Here is a 14,269-nt window from a genome sequence, read left to right as displayed (position 1 = left end):
ATTCCCCCGATCCGCCGTTTATATTTCTTCGAATTCCTCAAGCTGCCCTTCCGCGTAGCCCTCCGTCAAGATCCCCCCGAAAGGCTCCAGAAGCGAAAGAGCATAAACGGCAAGCGGCTCCTTCTGGTCAAGCTTGTAGTAGGCATTAAGCGCTTCAAGCAAGTCCCTGCCCAAAACCGGATTAAACTGTTCCAGGCCGCGGTACATCCACTTTCCGTCGCCAAGCCACTGTCCTCCCGTTCGAAGCGCGAAGGCTGCCAAGCCTTCAGCCAGCTTGGCAGCGATAAACATGCCCTCTCCGCGATGATCGGTGCCGAGCAAATCGTTCAGCGTTTCGCCGATCTCATACCTGGACCGGTCCAGCTCCTGCCTTGACCAGGCGGGAGGACCTGAGAGCAAGTCCCGCCTCGCCTCATCGGCCAAGCTGAGAGCGGTTTCGTGTCCACGGATGACTAAGCCTTCTGCGCACATCCGCAGCAGCGACGGAATGGCGCATTCGATGGCTTGATCAAAGAAATGGCGATAGGTCTCTTTCGTTAGAACGAACGCTTCAATCACCCATCCAAATGCTTTGTACGTCCTGCGAAAAGGGGCTGAAACGGATTCATCTATAATGACGATATCCAGATCCGAAGTTTCGGTCGAGCGTCCCTGCACGACACTTCCGGCCAGAATGGCCGCTTCACAAGCCGGAAAATGGGTTGCAACGAACCGATTTGCGGCTTCCATATAAGGTGTTTTCATCTTGATTCCGCCTGACTGATAAAATTCAATCCCTAGCCTTCATTTGCGCGCAATAAACAGCGCGCAGCTGATATAGTTCCGATTGTCCAGAATCAACTCGTCATGCTCCAGCGAGGCGCGCCAGATGGAGGCGTCGAAGATGGCTTGCTGATCGATGATTTGATAAAGATCGGGATGGGCGGATTGATCCGCAGCCATATGCTCTTGAAATTCATACCGGTCCGCAACCCGAGCTTCCGAAAATTTTGCCTCAAGCAAATCGGTCCATGCTTTCTCTGTAAGCAGTCCGCCGAAACCGAAAAAGGCGGTCAGCTTCGTGAACACCTCTGCGGGGATGGATTCGGACATGACGACCTCGCGGTCATAGAGAACGCCGCCGGGCTTCAGCACGCGGTGGTATTCTTTAATCGCAGAGGGAATATCGGCAAAATTGGTCACAGATTCGGCGAGCACGATATCGAAGCTGTCATCGTCAAACGGCAGAGCGGTAATGCTGCCCTCAACAAAATCCAGCTGCAAGCCTTCGCTTTGGGCACGGATCCTTGCTTTTGCCAGCATTTCCGGCCGGATGTCAAGCCCCGTCATGGAATGTCCCTGCCTGGCCAGATAACAGGATGTTCTGCCGGTGCCGCAGCCGACTTCGAGCACCCGGCTTTGCGGTGGAAGCGGAAAACGGCGAAGCTGTTCCAGTGTAGCCGTAAAGCCCCCAGGGTGCGCGCTTCCTGCACCCAAACGGGTTAACATATCCAAATATTCCACTCCATCGATCACCTGCCTTATCTAAGATATGGTTCTATTTTATGAGAAAAAAGAAAAAGGGATATGGATAGATGCCCCCTCTCTGTACTTTTTCATCGGAAGATCAGGAATAGTATGGAGGAAAGCGGAAAATGCTAAAGATGATATTTGCAAAAAAAGGAACGGAGGAGCAAAAGATGAACCATCTGATGCATGTCTGTCTTGCAGCGTTGATCGGCTTGGGAATGATCCGTCCGCTCGATCCAGCCGCGGCCGCTCGTCCGTCGGACCATATAACGGTGACCGTCAAGGCATCTCCGGAATCGGAGATGCGGACGGAATTAACGGTACACTCAAGACCGCTGATGAAACAGCTTCGCAAATTGAAAGCTCACTCGGCACAGCACGGTATCCTTACGGATACCTATATTTGGTTAAAAAGACCGGAGGGCGATGTCCTGTATGGGGTTGACGATCGGGGAGACTGGTATGATGCAAGCCGCAAAGAGACGCTGCCATTGAATCCTGCCTTAAAGGAGCAAATGAAAAACTACATTTATGCCGCACGTGCCGCTCATTATGGAAAGCTTGTCCCCTGGACTGACGCCAAGAACACCGTCTACATGAAATCTGTCGCCCAGGTCGTTGACCTCGAAACGGGGCTTCGTTTTCAGGCGCAGCGCAGAGCGGGAAGCAGCCATGCGGACATGCAGCCGCTCACCAAAGCGGATACCGAGGTGATGAAGAAAATTTACAGTGGAGAGTGGAGCTGGAGACGAAGAGCCGTGTTGGTACAAATGGACGGGAAATCACTTGCCGCCTCCATGCATGGGATGCCGCATGGAGGCGACGGAATCCCGGATAACGCCTTTTCCGGCCATTTCTGCATCCATTTTCTCGGAAGCACCACGCATGGATCGGGGAATGTGGACCCTGACCATCAATGGATGGTATACAAGGCGGCGGGGCGTTTGGATGAAGCGTTTAAGCAAGCATCTCCTTACGGGGTGATTGACAGTTTTTTCATTGCCCTAAACCAGCAGGATCCCGAGCTGCTTCGAAGAGCGTTTGCCGACCGGGAAAATCCCGTACTGAACTATTTCCTCCAAACCATGAACCAGATTAAGTCCATCCGGAAGATAAAAGCATATTCTGAAAAAGATGCCACCGGACAAACCCGTTTCGAGCTGCCGGTCGAGGTAACGGTGCACGCGGCAGGAAGACACCCGGAAAAACAAACGTACGCTTTTGTGCTGGACAAAGCATCGGATGATGCTCCCTGGCAAATCGTTTCGGTCACTTGGACAGCCTAAAAGGGATCTTCTTGAAATTTAATATAGGCCTTTAGAATCATTTTTGGTAAGTCTTTTGTAGGGTTTTGTCGTTTGACATAAGGATCGCATTATGGTAATGCTTTAACATAGCAAGGATCAGACGTAAACCGGAGAATCGGGTATGATATGGGAGGATATATCGGGAAAAAGGAGCATAGGGCAGGTAATCTTCCCTTACCTTAGGAGAGGAGGGATAATCTGGAATAAATCCGGGATATCCGACATGACCGTCAGAAGCGATCATGTTAGCATTAAAAGTGATCGCGATCAAAACATTTTGGAGGGATGTGAAACAACTTGAGGCAATGGTTGAAAATTCCGCTCATACTTTTGTTGTTTGCGGCAGTGGCAGGATGCGGAACTGTAAACGATGCCGGAGCTCCGCAAGGAGACAGCCCGGCTGCCGCCGGAGGCAACAAAGAGGGTACATTAGCCAAAGCGCAAGAACAAGGTTATGTCACGGTAGGATTTGCCAATGAAAAACCGTACGCTTACCAAACGGCGGACGGGGAGCTGACCGGTGAAGCGGTCGAAATTGCACGGACAGTATTAAAAAACTTAGGAATTAACGAAATGCGCGGTGAATTGACCGAATTTGGTTCTTTGATCGCCGGTCTGCAAGCCAAGCGGTTTGATCTGATTACGGCGGGCATGTTCATTAATCCGGACCGTTGTTCGGCGGTTGCTTTTGCCGACCCGGAGTACAGCATAGGAGAAGCGATTGCGGTCAAGAAAGGAAATCCTTTGGCTTTAAACAGCTATAAGGATATTGCCGGGAACAAAGATGCCCGGGTAGCGGTCATGGCCGGGGCGGTGGAGATCGGGTATTTGGAGAAATCCGGCATACCGAAGGACCGCATGCTGATCGTTCCCGATCAGGCGTCCGCCATCAGTGCCTTGCAAGCAGGCCGTGCGGAAGCGATTACGATGACAGGTCCCGCACTGCAGTCCATGCTGGATTCGGCCAATGACAGCAATCTTGAACGGGTTGCCGATTTCGAGCAGCCGATCATCGACGGCAAAAGCGTCAGAGGCTACGGAGCTACGGCTTTCCGGCAGGATGATCAGGAATTTAAAGACGCATTCAATACGGAGCTGAAGAAGCTTAAGGATTCCGGTGAGCTTTTGACCATTCTGCAAAAATTCGGATTTACGGAGGAGGAGCTTCCGGGCGGCATGACGGCCGCGGAGCTATGCGGTCAATAGCATGGACGTTTCCGTAATGAATATGCTGCCGCTGCTCCTCGAAGGGGCTAAAGTGACGGTCTTGGTGGCCGCGCTTGCCGGCTGCCTTGCCTTTGCGGCGGCCGTAACGGCGGGACTTTGCAAGCTTTCCGGATGGCGGGCCGTACGAACGGTAACGGCCGTTTACGTTGAAGTGTTTCGCGGAACCTCGCTGTTGGTCCAGCTGTTCTGGCTTTATTTTGCCCTGCCTTTCCTGGGCTTGGAGCTTCCAAAGCTGCTGGCAGCAGTGCTTGCGGTAGGGCTGAATTACGGCGCTTACGGATCGGAGATCGTCCGCAGCTCGATTCTGGCGGTCCCCAAAGGGCAGTGGGAAGCGGCGACCGCACTGAATATGACCCCTTATGAGCGGATGACGAGAATTATTTTTCCACAAGCATTTGTTCGTATGCTTCCCCCGTTCGGCAATTTAATGATTGAACTGATTAAATCTACCTCGTTGGTATATTTCATTACTTTAGCCGATTTGACCTATCAGGCGATGCTGCTTCGAAACAATTACTACCCGATGACGCCGTACATTTTTGCGCTGCTGCTTCTGTTTTACTTTGTTCTGGCCTATATCGTTTCCTTAGGTACCAAGTGGGCTGAACGCAAAGCAGCGGCGGGGAGGATGTAACGATGTGGAATTGGGAATATAGTCTGCGAATTCTGCCGGAGCTGCTCAGCTCCTTAAAAATGACGATTGCGGCAACGGTTTGGGGATTTGTCTTAGCCTGTGCAGGCGGTATGCTGCTGGCCTTGGCTGCAAGATCGCGCCGGAAATCGTTGGCTGTGGCGGCAAAGGCCTTGACGGAGTTCGTGAGAAATACGCCATTGCTGGTGCAAGTGTTTTTCCTGTATTACAGCCTGCCCTTGATGACGAATATTTCGCTTTCGGCTTTCGCCGTCGGGATGATCGGCTTAGGACTTCATTACAGCACTTATTTATCCGAAGTATACCGATCCGGCATCGAAGCGATCCCCAAGGGGCAATGGGAAGCGGCGGCTGCGCTGAACTTCTCTAAACCGAGAACGTGGTTCTCTATTATTCTGCCCCAAGCGATACCGCCTATTGTGCCGGTGATGGGCAATTATTTGATCGTCATGTTTAAAGAAACGCCCGTCCTGTCGGCCATTACGCTGGTGGAGCTTTTGCTTACGGCCAAAAATATCGCTTCGGTTTCGTACCGCGTATTTGAACCCTATACGATGGTCGGCATACTGTTTCTGCTGATCAGTTTTCCTGCCTCCCTGCTGGTCAGAAGGCTGGAAATCAGGCTGAATCGTCAAAGAGGACTTTGACCTGAAGCGAGGAACAGGAGATGAAACCAAATGACGGATTATCCGATAGTGAGATACTCAAATATTCAAAAAAGCTTCGGTGATGTCGAGGTGCTTAAAGGCATTGATCTGGATATCGCCTCTGGTGAGAAAGTGGCCATTATCGGCCCCAGCGGCTCGGGCAAAACGACGCTGGGACGCCTGCTGATGACGCTGGAGGAGCCTACCTCCGGCACCATCGAGGTCAATGGTGAATCGCTTTGGCATATGGAGTCGGGCGGCAAGCAGGTTCGGGCGAACGAGAAGCATCTGCACCGGATGCGCGGCAGCATCGGGATGGTGTTTCAGCATTTTAACCTGTTTCCGCATATGACAGTGCTCCGCAATGTGACTGAGGCCCCGATTCGGGTGCTGGGACTATCCAAAGAAGAGGCGCGGGAACGTGCGGTGTTCATGCTGCGCAAGGTGGGGCTGGAGGAGAAGCTTGACTCTTATCCCGCACAGCTGTCCGGAGGACAGAAGCAGCGTGTAGCGATCGCACGGGCCTTGGTAATGCGCCCGAAGGTGATGGTGTTTGATGAGGTGACCTCCGCACTTGACCCCGAGCTGGTGGGAGAGGTGCTTGAAGTCATCAAAGAAATTGCAAGTGAAGGCGAAATGGCCATGCTCCTCATCACCCATGAGATGGAGTTTGCACGCGATGTGGCCGATCGCGTCGTATTTGCCGCAGACGGCCGGATCGTGGAGGAAGGAACACCCGAAGACATTTTTGAAAATCCGCAGAGCGAACGGCTTCAAGCTTTTCTCAAAAGGTTTCGTTCCACGGTTAGTATTTGAAAAGGAGGGATTGGATGTCTCCTGTCGATACGAAGATCATTCAATACCGAAAGCCTAATAAAGAGGATGGCGGTAAGGTGTGGGAGCTGATTCGCTCCGCAGGTACGTTGGACCTCAATTCGGCTTACTGCTATATTATGCTGTGTGATTATTTCCGTGATACTTGTCTTGTAGCGGAGCAGGGCGGGAGGCTGAAGGGCTTCGTATCCGCTTTTCGTCCCCCTGGCCGTGAGGATACGCTGTTCGTCTGGCAAATTGCCGTTGCTTCCGAGGCTCGCGGCCGGGGAATCGGCAAAGCGCTGCTTGACGGGCTGTTAACCCAATGCCAAGATCGCCCTGTTCATTACGTGGAAGCGACGATAAGTCCTTCAAATCAGGCTTCCCGACAGCTGTTCAGCAGCTTGGCAAGGCGGACTGGCAGCGCTATCAAAACCGAAGAAGGTTATCCGGCAGCGTTTTTTCCGGGCGGCGGCTCTCACGAACAAGAAACCTTATATCGCATTGGACCGCTTCAGAACGAATCCGTATCCATTTAACTATAATCAGGAGGATGATGAATAATGACGCAAACGGTGACAGAAACGACGGAAATGACCTCTATGCACGTTTTTGAAGAACTGGAATCGGAGGTGCGGAGTTATTGCAGAAGCTTCCGTACGGTATTTTCGAAAGCGCGCAACGATAGACTCTGGGATGTCGACGGACGGGAGTACATTGATTTCTTCGCCGGTGCAGGAGCATTAAATTACGGCCATAACAACGAGAGAATTCGGCAAAAGCTGGTTGAGTATTTGCTGGAGGACGGCATTACCCACAGCCTGGATATGGCTACGAAAGCGAAGGAGGACTTTCTTACCCGTTTTCAAGAAGTGATATTAAACCCGAGAGGACTGCAGTATAAAGTGATGTTCCCCGGACCAACGGGGACCAATTCGGTCGAAAGCGCGATGAAAATCGCACGTAAAGTAACGGGCCGGGAGACGGTGCTCTGCTTTACGAATGCGTTCCACGGGATGACGCTGGGATCGCTGTCTGTGACCGGCAACAAGTTTAAGCGCAACGGGGCCGGTGTAGCCTTGAACCATTCCGTATTTATGCCATACGACGGTTATTTCGGCGCAGACATAGACACGATTGCTTATATGGAGAAGCTGCTTGACGATCCGGGCAGCGGCGTACCGCTTCCGGCTGCCGTCATCGTGGAGACGGTCCAAGGTGAGGGTGGATTGAACGTGGCTTCCGCCCCATGGCTGAAACGGCTGGAGAAGCTGTGCGATAAACGGGGAATTTTGCTCATCATCGATGACGTCCAAATGGGCTGCGGCCGGACGGGGACGTTCTTCAGCTTCGATGAAGCGGGGATACGCCCCGATATCGTTTGCTTATCCAAATCGATCGGCGGTTATGGCCTTCCTATGGCTTTAACGCTGATCAAGCCTGAGCTGGATGTATGGGCTCCGGGAGAGCATAACGGCACGTTCCGGGGAAATAATTTAGGCTTTATTGCCGCTACGGAGGCATTGAAGTATTGGGAAAACGATGCTTTATCAAACGAAGTGATGCAAAAGGCGAAGCGGATTCGTACGTTTTTGGAAGAACAGGTGAAGCTGTACCCGCAGCTGCAAGGGGAATTGCGGGGCAAAGGCTTCATTCAAGGCATTGCTTTTAAAGATGCCAAGAAGGCCGAAATGCTCTGCGAAGCGGCATTCAAACGCGGAGTCATTATGGAAACGTCCGGACCCGACAGCGAAGTGGCAAAGCTGATGCCTCCGTTGACGATCGGTAATGAAGTATTGGAGCAGGGGCTTCAACGGATTGCCGATAGCATGAAAGAGCTGGCGGCAGGTATCCGGACTTCGGCTCAAGAAAAGGAGCGTAAAGCGATATGATCGTAAAACATCTGGAACAGGTTGTTAATACCCATGACGATGTCGATACCCCGACTTGGAATTCACGCAGGCTGCTGCTTGAAAAGGACGGGATGGGGTTTTCCATGCATGATACCCTCATTAAGGCGGGAACGGAGACGCTGATTTGGTATAAAAACCATGTGGAAGCCGTGTATTGCATTGAAGGCGAAGGGGAGATTGAAGTGGTCGGCGGGCAAACATACCCGATCCGTCCGGGAACGCTTTATGCGCTTGACGGGCATGAAAAGCATTACCTTCGGGGAAAGACGGATATGCGAATGATATGCGTATTTAATCCTCCTTTAACGGGACGCGAGGTTCACGACAAGGACGGGGTGTATCCGGCGTCGGTAAAAGCCGAAGTACGCGGTTGAAAAAAGCATAGAAGAGCAAAAGGAGCTGATAAGAGTGACTAATAATCGTTCAAATGTTCGTACGGAAGAAGGCATGGTGGCAGTAAATCCCCGATCTTCCGGGAATATAGAGGATGCTTATCCCTCCAGAATTAAGCCTGCAGCAGAATTCATCAGCCGGAAGGATCCGGTGGTATATTCGCAATGGACCGAAGATAGTCCGATTGCACAGGAGAAATCCGATTTTTATGAGAAAAACGGGTATTTGTTCCTCGAGGAATTTTTCACGGATGCGGAGGTTAACGTCTGGAGGGAAGAGCTGAGAAGGCTATCGGAAGCTGGCCGGAATTCGGATAAGGATGAAGTGATCCGCGAACCGGAGAGCAGGGAAGTCCGTTCGGTGTTTGCAGTCCATCGCGATAACCCAACATTCCGCAAACTGTCCGAGCATCCCCGGCTTCTTGAAATCGTTCGTTATTTGCTGGGAAGCGACGTATACGTCCATCAGTCGCGTATTAATTTCAAGCCCGGCTTTAACGGAAAAGAATTTTACTGGCACTCCGATTTTGAAACCTGGCACGTGGAGGACGGCATGCCGAGAATGCGGGCGTTAAGCTGTTCAATAGCGCTTGAAGACAACAGTTACTTTAACGGTCCGCTGATGGTCGTTCCCGGTTCTCACCGCACGTTTGTTACCTGCGTGGGCAAGACGCCGGACGACCATTATCGGAGCTCGCTTCGCCGTCAAGAATACGGCGTGCCTGATCAAGCAAGCTTGACAGAGCTCGTCCGTCAAGGAGGCATTGAGGCACCGGTCGGTAAAGCAGGCTCGATTCTGCTGTTCGACTGCAACCTGATGCATGGCTCAAGCAGCAACATTTCACCGATGCCTCGAAGCAATGTATTTCTGGTATATAACAGCACGGAGAACCGGTTAATCGATCCGTTCTCCGGTCAAAAGCCTCGTCCGGCTTATATCGCTGCCCGTTCATAGCCGATATGGGTGCTTTGTTTGCCGCTAGCTTTAGGCATTTGGCACGCCGTTCGGGTCGTACGCCGATCAAAGGCGCGCCGGCAAGACACGAGCTGGAAAATGAAATTTTGCAGCTTGCGGCAAGGCACACGGGTCGATTGACCGCTACTGAAGCGGGAAGTGGCGATGCATACAAGACTGTCGGTAACCGAAGCCCAGAAGCACTTGGAGGGCTATGTAAAGACAAAATTTGTAACCCTGAAAATCTCCGGCAGTGGAACGTTAGTGTTTGAGTTTAGCGATTGGCCCCCCGAGGAAGAGAAACGGGCAGCCGCAAGAACCGCAGATTTGTTGTAACGGAAAGCAGCCTTCGGGCTGCTTTTTTGTCGCTATAAAGCGGGGATTGTGTTTCAAACGGGTGCCGTATTTCCCAAAAAAAAGAAAATTAGAGTATAGACAATCGGGGCATTCGGAAGGTATACTGACAAAGAGAAGGAAACGGTTGGTTATCTTTATAGCATGATTTAATCGTTTTAATTTACTGTGGAGGTGAGAGTTAAGGTATAAAAACACAGTAATGTCTAATTTAGAGATTTGGGTAAACGCGTTATTTAATCGTTTTAATCAGCTATCAGGTTGATCATTGCAAAACAGCATGCTGATCTGATTGCGTAAACTTTTATGAAGAAAGGAGCGGACTATGCGGAAGGCATGGAAATTTCATACGACTTCGACCATTGTTTTTGGCAGCGGTTGCATTCATCAGCTTCCTGCTTTAATCCAAAAGCTCTCTAACGGGAAAATCTGCATTGTTACGGACCAGGGAATCGTCAAGGCGGGTTTGCTGGCCAAAGTAACCGCAGTACTGGAGCGGGAAGGCTTGCCGCACTTCGTCTACGACCGGGCGATGCCTGAACCGTCCATGGAATCGGTACTGACCTGCTTTTCCCAATTGAAAGCGTACGGTCCTGATGTGATCGTAGCGCTTGGGGGAGGATCGTGTATGGATTTGGCAAAAATGAGCGCCTTGCTGCTGACACACGGCGGCCATCCGTCCGATTATTTCGGCGAAAACAAGGTTCCGGGGGACATTACGCCGATTATTGCCATTCCGACGACGGCGGGTACCGGCTCCGAGGTTTCGGCTGTGGCCGTTGTCACCGACGACAAATCGCAACTCAAAGTGGGGCTTTCCGACAATCATCTGAGACCGAAAGCTGCTTTGCTGGACCCTGACCTCACCTTAAAGCTGCCGCCTTACATCACGGCCTGCACGGGTATGGACGCTTTATCCCAAGCGATAGAGGCCTATTTTGCAGTCGATTACCGGTATGTTGAAGCGGAAGGGGAGCTGATTTATCAGGGCTCCAACCCGTTAAGCGACCTTTTGGCGGAAAAAGCCATTCGTCTAATTGGCGAAAACCTGGTCACCGCTTCCCGGCAGGGCTCCAATCTAGAAGCGCGGACTAACATGCTGCTGGGAAATTTATATTCCGCCATGGCCGTCTCCAATTCGGGCACCTCGCTCAGCCACGCGCTGGCGTACCCGATCGCAGAGAAAACTCAAAGGCCGCACGGGGAAATCATCGGGCTGCTCCTGCCGTACATTATCCGGTATAATGCTCCGGTCGCCACGGAAAAGTTTGCGGCAGTCACGGAGTTGTTGGGGGATGCGGCGCCAAATCTGAACCTGTATGACAAAGCGATGCGCGGTATGGAGGTTGTACTTCGGATGCTGAACGATTTGGGCATGCCGAGCAAGCTTTCTCAAATCGGTATTGAAAGCGATCACATTAAAGATATTGTGGAAAAATCGCTGCCTATCGAGCGTCTAATCCGGATTAATCCAAGGACCCCAACGGCTAAAGAGGTAGAAGAACTGCTTTATGAGGCGCTGTAGTCAACTTGATTTAATCGTTTTATTATAAAAAGCTTAAGAGCGATCTCCAACGGTTTGGAATATAAAGGAGTGATTTGGATGGCAAAACGGCCCAATATGGATGTGTTTCAAATCGGAGATTCCGCACAGTTTTCAAAAACGGTATCCGAATACGACGTATACGGCTTTGCGGGTATTGTCGGTGATTTTTACGGGGTTCATGTCGATGAGGTGTACTCTCAACAGACCCGGTTCGGCAAACGGATCGCCCAGGGAGCTTTATCTGTCGGCTTCATCTCGACGGTGATGGGCTATATGGCGGGCAGAGTGCCGGACCCGGGCGGGGTTTCGTACCGGTACGACGTCACCTTCAAAGCGCCGGTCTATATTCACGACACGGTGACGGCCAGGCTGGAGCTCATTGAGAAAGAAGAGGAAAAGAACGTCTGCGTGTTTCAGGCGACCGTCACCAACCAGGAGGGAAAAGTCGTCACGGAAGGCAAAACCTATCTTAAAGTTCTATAACGGAGGATGAACGACATGTTTGTAACTTTAACGGATGAGCAGCAGATGATCCGCGATACGGTGCGGGAATTTGCCGAAAATGAAATCGCTCCTGTCTCGGAAAAGCTGTGGGAGCATCAGGAATTTCCTTATGACATTTGGAAGACGGCGGGAGAGCTGGGCTTCATCGGGCTGCCCTATGAAGAAAAGTACGGCGGGGGCGGCGGCGATTGGCTGTCTTTTGTTATCGTGCTCGAAGAGCTTGCCCGGATCGATTGCGCAGTTGCAAATTCCATTATGGCTAATTCTTCGGTTGCCAGCTTGATCTCCAATTACGGAAGCGAAGCTCAGAAGCAAACGTTTTTGCCCGATATTTTGACCGGAAAAAAAGTCGGCGCCATCGCCTTGACGGAGCCCGATGCCGGTTCGGACGCAACGGCCATCAAAACGCATGCTGTCCTCGACGGGGATGAGTGGGTCATCAACGGATCGAAAATTTTCATCAGCAACTCGGATAACGCGGTCACCGGGCCGGTGGTTATTGCCGCAGTCACCGGGAAGAAGGAAAACGGCCGCAACGAAATCTCGAACTTTATTGTTCCCAACAAAACGCCGGGCTTTTCTTACGGAAGGAAGCTGAACAAAATCGGCTGGCGGGCATCCAGCACGGGCGAGCTGTTTTTTGAGAACATGCGCATCCCCAAGGACAACCTTCTGGGAGCTAAAGGATCCGGCATCAAGCAGACGCTGTCTACCATCAATACGGGACGCATCCTGATTGCGGCTATGGGTCTCGGCATTCTAAAGGGATCGCTAGATCGTTCCGTCGAATACCTCAACCAACGGACGGCGTTCGGCAAGCAGCTGAGAGAATTCCAATCGCTTCAGTTCAAAATTGCCGATATGGCCGCCCACGACCATGCTGCGCGTCTTCTGATCTATCACGCCGCCATGCTGAAGGATGCCGGCAAGCCATTTGACAAAGAAGCGTCGATCGCCAAACTGTTCACGACGGAAAAAGCGATGGAAGCCGCACATCAGGCCGTACAAATTCACGGCGGATACGGCATTATGAGCGAATACGCGGTCGCCCGGGCGTTCGGGGATGCGAAGGTGCTCGAAATCGTCGAAGGCACCTCGGAGATCCAGCGAATGATCATTTCCAGAATGGTGCTCATATCATAAAATAAGGAGGAATCGCCCATGCTTAACGATATTAAGGTATTGAGCTTCACCCATTTCCTCCAGGGACCGTCTGCCGTTCAAATGCTGGCGGACCTGGGAGCCGACGTCATCAAAATCGAGTCGCCGACAGGTGCTTTCGAGCGCCATTGGTCAGGTTTTGACGCATACATCAACGATGTCAGCGTATTTTACCTGCTGGCCAACCGCAACCAGCGCAGCCTTTCCATCAATTTGCGGACAGAGGAAGGAAAAGAAATCATCTACCGTCTGATTAAGAACACCGATGTTATTGTGGAAAACTTTCGCCCCGGCGTGATGGACCGCTTGGGATTCGGCTACGAGAAACTAAAAGAGATCAATCCCGGTCTGATTTACTGCTCCTGCACAGGCTACGGCTCCGACGGTCCGTATCTGCACCGTCCGGGACAGGATATGCTGCTGCAGGCGATGAGCGGATTGGCTTCGGTGTCAGGCGGTAAAGACGCTCCGCCGACGCCCGTCGGTACGGCTGCAATCGACCAGCATGCTGCGGTTCTGGCTGCGTTCGGAATCGTCTCCGCCTTATACGACCGCGTGAAAACGGGCAACGGCAAGAAGATTGAATCCAATCTCCTGAACGCGGCGCTGGACTTGCAGATCGAGCCCTTCTCGTATTATCTCAACATGGGGCCTTTATGGGAACGGAGCGAGACGAACATCGGCACACGTTTTCACCAAGCGCCATACGGCGTCTACAAAACGTCGGACAGCTGGATCGCCCTTTCCATGTCCCCGGCCGATAAGCTGGCGAAGGTGCTGGAATGCGAGGAGCTGGCCAAGTATACGCTTAAGGACCAGATGCACAAACGTGAAGAAGTGAATCGTCTCGTTGTAGATGCCGTGAGCAAGAAAACGACCGAAGAGTGGTACGCCATTTTTGAAGCGAACGAAATTTGGTACGCTCCCGTTAACGGCTATGAAGAAGTGGAGAAGGACCCGCAGGTCGTATGGAATAATGCCATCCTTAGTTTCGAGCATCCGGACGCCAAAACCATTCGGGTTTTGAACCACCCGGTGCGCTATGACGGACAAGGGGCAACGGTGCGCAGATATCCCCCGCGCCTGGGTGAGCATACGGAAGAAGTGCTGCGCGAATCGGGGTACAAGGAACAGGAGATCGAAGCCCTGCTGCAAAAAGGAGTTGTCAATGAGTTCGGGAAACAAAGTGCGAATGCCAAATCCTGATCTCAAAATTTGCAAAATGTAAGACAAAAGGTATTTATTTCCTGAGTTATACGTGATATAATAATAAACGTTGAACGAGGTTC

The 14,269-nt window shown here is 51.8% G+C and carries 16 protein-coding genes; 14 read left to right on the top strand and 2 right to left on the bottom strand.

Translation table 11 applies throughout. The features are described 5' to 3' along the window. Window positions 1-18 precede the first annotated feature (18 nt). Both ACZYR9_RS07185 and ACZYR9_RS07180 read right to left on the bottom strand, forming a co-directional pair. Complete coding sequence (locus tag ACZYR9_RS07185) at window positions 19-744, bottom strand: nucleotidyltransferase domain-containing protein (protein WP_488977777.1); 726 nt, start codon at window positions 742-744, stop codon at window positions 19-21. A gap of 39 nt (window positions 745-783) precedes the next feature. Next, window positions 784-1,503: a class I SAM-dependent methyltransferase gene (locus tag ACZYR9_RS07180; RefSeq protein WP_488977776.1), complete on the bottom strand. Its 720-nt coding sequence runs from the start codon at window positions 1,501-1,503 to the stop codon at window positions 784-786. A 131-nt stretch (window positions 1,504-1,634) separates the two neighbouring features. On the opposite strand from ACZYR9_RS07180, the gene ACZYR9_RS07175 reads away from it, so the two are divergent. The 14 genes from ACZYR9_RS07175 to ACZYR9_RS07110 all read left to right on the top strand — a co-directional run bounded on the left by ACZYR9_RS07175 (window position 1,635) and on the right by ACZYR9_RS07110 (window position 14,186). Next, window positions 1,635-2,795 (top strand): hypothetical protein, encoded by a 1,161-nt coding sequence (locus ACZYR9_RS07175; protein ID WP_488977775.1) that lies wholly within the window; start codon window positions 1,635-1,637, stop codon window positions 2,793-2,795. A gap of 366 nt (window positions 2,796-3,161) precedes the next feature. After that, window positions 3,162-4,022, top strand: a complete 861-nt coding sequence (gene ehuB / locus ACZYR9_RS07170; protein WP_488977811.1) for an ectoine/hydroxyectoine ABC transporter substrate-binding protein EhuB — start codon at window positions 3,162-3,164, stop codon at window positions 4,020-4,022. A gap of 1 nt (window position 4,023) precedes the next feature. Next, window positions 4,024-4,677, top strand: coding sequence for an ectoine/hydroxyectoine ABC transporter permease subunit EhuC (gene ehuC, locus ACZYR9_RS07165; RefSeq protein WP_488977774.1), 654 nt, complete (start codon window positions 4,024-4,026; stop codon window positions 4,675-4,677). Between the two features lie 2 nt (window positions 4,678-4,679). Further along, a complete protein-coding gene (gene ehuD, locus ACZYR9_RS07160; protein WP_488977773.1) occupies window positions 4,680-5,342 on the top strand; it encodes an ectoine/hydroxyectoine ABC transporter permease subunit EhuD in 663 nt (220 codons plus the stop codon). Between the two features lie 30 nt (window positions 5,343-5,372). Next, the gene (gene ehuA, locus ACZYR9_RS07155) at window positions 5,373-6,158 is read left to right on the top strand and encodes an ectoine/hydroxyectoine ABC transporter ATP-binding protein EhuA (protein ID WP_488977772.1); all 786 of its coding nucleotides are present in this window, start codon (window positions 5,373-5,375) and stop codon (window positions 6,156-6,158) included. A 14-nt stretch (window positions 6,159-6,172) separates the two neighbouring features. Continuing rightward, window positions 6,173-6,694, top strand: a complete 522-nt coding sequence (gene ectA, locus ACZYR9_RS07150; RefSeq protein ID WP_488977771.1) for a diaminobutyrate acetyltransferase — start codon at window positions 6,173-6,175, stop codon at window positions 6,692-6,694. A 24-nt stretch (window positions 6,695-6,718) separates the two neighbouring features. After that, window positions 6,719-8,047 (top strand): diaminobutyrate--2-oxoglutarate transaminase, encoded by a 1,329-nt coding sequence (ectB, locus tag ACZYR9_RS07145; RefSeq protein WP_488977770.1) that lies wholly within the window; start codon window positions 6,719-6,721, stop codon window positions 8,045-8,047. Further along, on the top strand, window positions 8,044-8,442 hold the full coding sequence (locus ACZYR9_RS07140; protein ID WP_488977769.1) for an ectoine synthase: 399 nt from the start codon (window positions 8,044-8,046) through the stop codon (window positions 8,440-8,442). The genes ectB and ACZYR9_RS07140 overlap by 4 nt, the downstream gene beginning before the upstream one ends. Window positions 8,443-8,515: 73 nt before the next feature. Then, window positions 8,516-9,415, top strand: coding sequence for an ectoine hydroxylase (gene thpD, locus ACZYR9_RS07135; RefSeq protein WP_488977810.1), 900 nt, complete (start codon window positions 8,516-8,518; stop codon window positions 9,413-9,415). Window positions 9,416-9,580: 165 nt separating this feature from the next. Next, a complete protein-coding gene (locus ACZYR9_RS07130) occupies window positions 9,581-9,751 on the top strand; it encodes a hypothetical protein (protein WP_488977768.1) in 171 nt (56 codons plus the stop codon). A gap of 343 nt (window positions 9,752-10,094) precedes the next feature. Next, entirely contained in the window at window positions 10,095-11,294 is a 1,200-nt protein-coding gene (locus tag ACZYR9_RS07125) for a hydroxyacid-oxoacid transhydrogenase (protein WP_488977767.1), read from the top strand. Between the two features lie 78 nt (window positions 11,295-11,372). After that, on the top strand, window positions 11,373-11,798 hold the full coding sequence (locus ACZYR9_RS07120) for a MaoC family dehydratase (protein WP_488977766.1): 426 nt from the start codon (window positions 11,373-11,375) through the stop codon (window positions 11,796-11,798). Between the two features lie 15 nt (window positions 11,799-11,813). Next, entirely contained in the window at window positions 11,814-12,962 is a 1,149-nt protein-coding gene (locus ACZYR9_RS07115; RefSeq protein WP_488977765.1) for an acyl-CoA dehydrogenase family protein, read from the top strand. 18 nt (window positions 12,963-12,980) lie between these two features. After that, window positions 12,981-14,186: a CaiB/BaiF CoA transferase family protein gene (locus ACZYR9_RS07110; protein ID WP_488977764.1), complete on the top strand. Its 1,206-nt coding sequence runs from the start codon at window positions 12,981-12,983 to the stop codon at window positions 14,184-14,186. The last annotated feature ends 83 nt before the right edge of the window (window positions 14,187-14,269 follow it).

Source organism: Paenibacillus sp. F024, from assembly GCF_057814255.1.
The sequence above is the reverse complement of the archived record's forward strand: the minus strand, read 5'-3'. Positions and strand labels throughout refer to the sequence as shown.